The following is a 4,696-nucleotide window of genomic DNA, read 5'->3' on the forward strand; positions in this document are numbered from 1 at the left end:
GCCCAGCAGCAGCCTGGAATATTCCCGCCTGAAGCTGGAAGCGGCCGCGGCGCTGGCCCGCACCATCCCGGAAACCAAGGCGACCAACAGCTACGTGAACCCGAACGGTGGCCGCATCTACGTTGACATCGGCAAGAGCACGAAGCGCAAGCGCTCGGGCTTCGAGATCGCCACCGACTTGCGAGACAAGGTGTCGCGCCTGGTCGGCGCCGAGTACGTGGTGCTGGACGACCTGAACAACGGCGCGCAGAAGCCGGTGCAGATCCGCTTCCACGGTGCCGACTCGCGCAAGCTGCAAGCAATCACGATGGAGTTCATGACCAAGCTGCGCCAGGTGCCGGGGGCGGTGGACGTTGGCCTGTCGGAACAGGATCCGCAGGACGAACTGAAGATCGAGCTGGACCGTGGCCTGGCCAACGCGCTGGGCATCTCGGTCAACGACGCGGCGCAGGCGCTGCGCGTGGCGTTTGCCGGTGTCGAGGTTGGCGACTGGGTCGACCCGAGCGGCGAAACCCGCGATGTGGCCGTTCGCCTGCACCCGGAAGACCGGGTCGACGCCAGCAACATCGAACGCCTGCCGATCACCGTGACCGGCGCCAACATGGTGGTGCCGCTCGACCAGATCGCCACCGTGAGCATGGGCAAGGCGCCGTCGCAGATCCAGCATACCGACAGCAAGCGGATGATCGCCGTGTCGGCCAACGCACAGGGCCGCTCGGCCGGCGAGGTGACGAGCGACGCGATGAAGATCGCCAAGGCCATGACCTTCCCGCCCGGCTATGGGCTGGAGTTGGGCGGAGCGTCGAAAGACCAGCAAGAGGTCTTCGGCCGCATGCTGGCGGCACTGATCATGGGCATCTTGCTGATGTACCTGGTGCTGGTGGTGCAGTTCAGCTCGTTCACGGCGCCGGTGCCGGTGATGCTGTCGCTGTTGTTCACCCCGATCGGCGTGGTGCTGGCGCTGCTGGTCACCAAGAGCACGCTGAACCTGATGAGCTTCATCGGGATCATCATGCTGGTCGGCCTGGTCGCCAAGAACGCCATCCTGCTGCTCGACGCAGCGCGGGTGCAGGAGGCCGAGGGCGTGCCGCGTGAAGACGCGCTGATCGCTGCCGGCCAGCGGCGCTTGCGGCCGATCCTGATGACCACCTTCGCGCTGATCGCCGGCATGCTGCCGGTGGCCATTGGCGTCGGTGAAGGTGGTGAGTTCTACCGCCCGATGGCCGTGGCCATCATCGGCGGGATGATCACCTCGACCTTCCTGACGCTGCTGGTGATCCCGAGCATCTACGACTCCATCGAGATCCGTCGYGACCGGCTGATGGGCTGGTTGCAGCGCCGGCGCAAGCCGGCAGACCCCAAGCAGGTTGTGGTCTGATCGACCGCCGGGCCGCCTTMGGGCGGCCTTTTTCTTGGTCGGCCGCTCAGCGCTGCGCCGGAATCACCGGTGTGGCAACGCGCACGTCGCCGCATTGCGCGCGGTGACGCAAGGCATGGTCCATCAGCACCAGCGCCAGCATCGCCTCGGCGATCGGCGTGGCACGGATGCCGACACAGGGGTCGTGGCGGCCGAAGGTCTCGACAGTCGCCGGCTGGCCGTCCAGGTCGATCGATTGGCGCGGTGTGCGGATCGAGCTGGTTGGCTTGATCGCGATCGAGACGCGGATGTCCTGGCCGGTGGAGATGCCGCCCAGCACGCCGCCGGCGTTGTTGCTGGCAAAGCCCGCGGGCGTCAGCTCGTCGCCGTGCTCGCTGCCGCGCTGGCGCACCGAGCCGAATCCGGCGCCGATCTCGACACCCTTGACCGCGTTGATGCCCATCATCGCGTAGGCGATGTCAGCATCGAGCTTGTCGAAAAGCGGCTGGCCCCAGCCCGGCGGCAGGCCGGAGGCCTCGACATACAGCCGCGCGCCGACCGAGTCGCCGGCTTTGCGCAGCGCGTCCATGTAGTCTTCCAGCTCGGTGATGCCGCTGGCGGTGGCCGCAAAGAACGGGTTCTGGCCAACCTGAGCCCAGTCATCGACCGGGATCTCGATCTCGCCCAGCGCTGTCATGCAGCCCCGAATCGAGATGCCAAAGTGTTCGTGCAGCCACTTCTTGGCCACCGCGCCGGCGCCAACCATCGGCGCGGTCAGCCGGGCCGAGCTGCGGCCGCCGCCTCGCGGGTCGCGGATGCCGTACTTGTGCCAGTAGGTGTAGTCGGCGTGGCCGGGGCGGAAGGTCTGGGCGATGTTGCCGTAGTCCTTGCTGCGCTGGTCGGTGTTGCGGATCAACAGGCAGATCGGCGTGCCGGTGGTCTTGCCTTCGTAGACGCCGGACAGGATCTCGACCGCGTCCGGCTCGTTGCGCTGGGTCACGTGGCGCGAGGTGCCGGGCCGGCGCTTGTCCAGGTCGGGCTGGATGTCGGCTTCGGACAGCGCCATGCCGGGTGGGCAGCCGTCGATCACGCAGCCGATGGCTGGGCCGTGGCTTTCGCCGAAATTGGTGACGGTGAAAAGCTCGCCAAAGCTGCTGCCGGACATGAAGACCCTTGTGGCGGCGCTGCGCCACGAAGCGGCGCATGCCAATGCTGCGGAAAAGTCGACCCTGATTTTATCGGCGGCCCTCGTTTTGGCCGCCGTTCGTGACCGCGGCGTGAAAAAGCCGGTGTTTACCGGCTGCCTTCGCTCAATAGCCTTGAGCGATTGCCGGCAAAGTGGTGACCTACCCTTCCTGTTGTATCGCTTTGATCTCGCCGTCCGTTCCCGCCGCCCCGTTGTTGCCCGCCTGGCCCTGGCTAGCGCTGGCTGCTGCGGCCTTGGCGGCGCTGGCCAGCGTCGGCTGGCGGGCCTACCGGCGGGCACAACTGCAAGCCCAGCAGGCCACGGCCGGCGAGCGCCTGACCGACGCGATGCTCGACCACAGCTCTCAGCTGATCGGCCTGCTGTCACCGCAAGGCCTGGTGCTGCGGCTGAACCAGGCGGCGCAGGATTGGCTGGGCCCGGCCGCCCCCGCGGCGACCGGCAAACATCTTTGGGCACTGCCTGCCTGGCTGCACGCGCCGGCCGATGCCGACAGGCTGCGCCACGCGGTGGCCCGCGCCGCGGAAGGCCGCCCCCAGAACATCGAAGTCGGCGTGGCCACGCAAGCCGGCCCGCGCCGGGTGGAGTTGTCGGTTCGGCCGATGCGCCGCGCGGGCGACCTGACCGGCGACACGAGCACGGCTCACTTGCTGGTCGAGGCCCGCGACGTGACGATGCGGCGCCTGGCCGAAGACAAGATGCGCCTGGCCGCCGCGGTGTTCGAGCAAGCCCGCGAAGGCATCATGATCACCGACACGCGCGGCGTGATCGTCACCGTCAACCAGGCCTTCTGCACCATCACCGGTTTCGAGGCCGAAGACGTTGTCGGCCAGTACCCGGCGATGCTGACCGCGTCGCTGGAAGACTCCGGCCTGCCGCGCCGCATGCGCCGGGCGCTGCTGCGCAGCGGCCACTGGCACGGCGAGTTGCGCAGCACGCGCAAGAACGGCGAGCACTTCACCGCCTGGGTGTCCCTGAGCCGCCGGCGCGACGCCAGCGGCGAAGTGAGCCACCTGATCGGCATCGTCAACGACATCACCCGATCGAAAGACGCCGAGCAGAAGCTGTTGCGCCAGGCCCATTTCGACGCCCTGACCGAGCTGCCCAACCGCCATTTGCTGGAAGACCGGCTGGGCGTGGCACTGGTGGCGGCACAGCGGCAAAAGGACACACTGGCGCTGCTGTTCATCGACCTGAACCAGTTCCGCCACATCAACGACAACTTCGGCCACCGCACCGGCGACGCCGTGCTGCTGGAGATGTCGCACCGGCTGCGCGACAACCTGCGCGACACCGACGTGGTGGCCCGCGTCGGCGGCGACGAATTCGCCGTGCTGCTGCCCAGCACCCAGGCCGAAGGCGCTGCCCAAGTCGCCAACAAGCTGCTGGAGCACGTGGCCCAGCCCTGCATGGTCGGCGAGCACGAGCTGAGCCTGACGCTGTCGATCGGCGTGGCGATGTACCCGGCCGACGGCGACACGGTCGAAGAGCTGACCCGTTGTGCCGACACCGCCATGTACCGCGCCAAGCTCGAAGGCCGCGGCACCTACCAATTCTTCACCGCCGGCATGCAGCAGCGCTCAATGCGCCAGCTGCAGCTGGAGGCCGCCCTGCGCCGCGCCGCCGAACGCGACGAACTGCTGCTGCACTACCAACCGCAGCTGGACGCGCGTACCGGCGCCGTGTTGGGCGTCGAAGCGCTGGTGCGCTGGAAACACCCCGAGCTGGGCATGGTGTCTCCGGGCGAATTCATTCCGCTGGCCGAAAGCAGCGGCCAGATTCTGGCGATTGGCGAATGGGTGATGCGCACCGCCGTGCGCCAGACCAAGACCTGGCTCGACGCCGGGCTGGGCGAGCTGGTGGTGGCCGTGAACCTGTCGGCGATCCAGTTCCGCGACCCGGGCCTGCCCGAGCTGGTCAAGGCCATCCTCGAAGAAGCCCAGTTGCCGCCGAGTTGCCTGGAGCTGGAGCTGACCGAAAGCGTGGCGACCGGCAACCCGACCGCCGCAATCGCGATGATGGACCGCCTGCACGCGCTGGGCGTGCGCCTGTCGATCGACGATTTCGGCACCGGGTATTCATCGCTGAACTACCTGAAGCGCTTCCGCATCCACACGCTGAAGATCGATCAGAGC

General features: G+C 67.7%; 3 protein-coding genes. 2 read left to right on the forward strand and 1 reads right to left on the reverse strand.

What is annotated here, in order from left to right; translation table 11 throughout:
* Window positions 1-1,378, forward strand: a 1,378-nt coding sequence (locus AC1DYI_RS26940; RefSeq protein ID WP_477207196.1) for an efflux RND transporter permease subunit, incomplete at its 5' end; no start/stop codon positions are given.
* Window positions 1,379-1,424: 46 nt separating this feature from the next.
* On the opposite strand, the gene aroC is transcribed toward AC1DYI_RS26940, so the two are convergent.
* Entirely contained in the window at window positions 1,425-2,522 is a 1,098-nt protein-coding gene (aroC, locus tag AC1DYI_RS26945) for a chorismate synthase (protein ID WP_477207197.1), read from the reverse strand.
* Window positions 2,523-2,758: 236 nt separating this feature from the next.
* Here aroC and AC1DYI_RS26950 point away from each other — a divergent pair.
* On the forward strand, window positions 2,759-4,696 hold a 1,938-nt coding region (locus AC1DYI_RS26950), incomplete at its 3' end, for a putative bifunctional diguanylate cyclase/phosphodiesterase (RefSeq protein WP_477207198.1).

The organism is Ideonella sp. P3_A4 (assembly GCF_056403075.1).

Excerpts from the sequence above, each read along its gene's own strand:
- aroC (WP_477207197.1), bottom strand. The coding sequence starts at position 2,522 with ATGTCCGGCAGCAGCTTTGGCGAGCTTTTCACCGTCACCAATTTCGGC.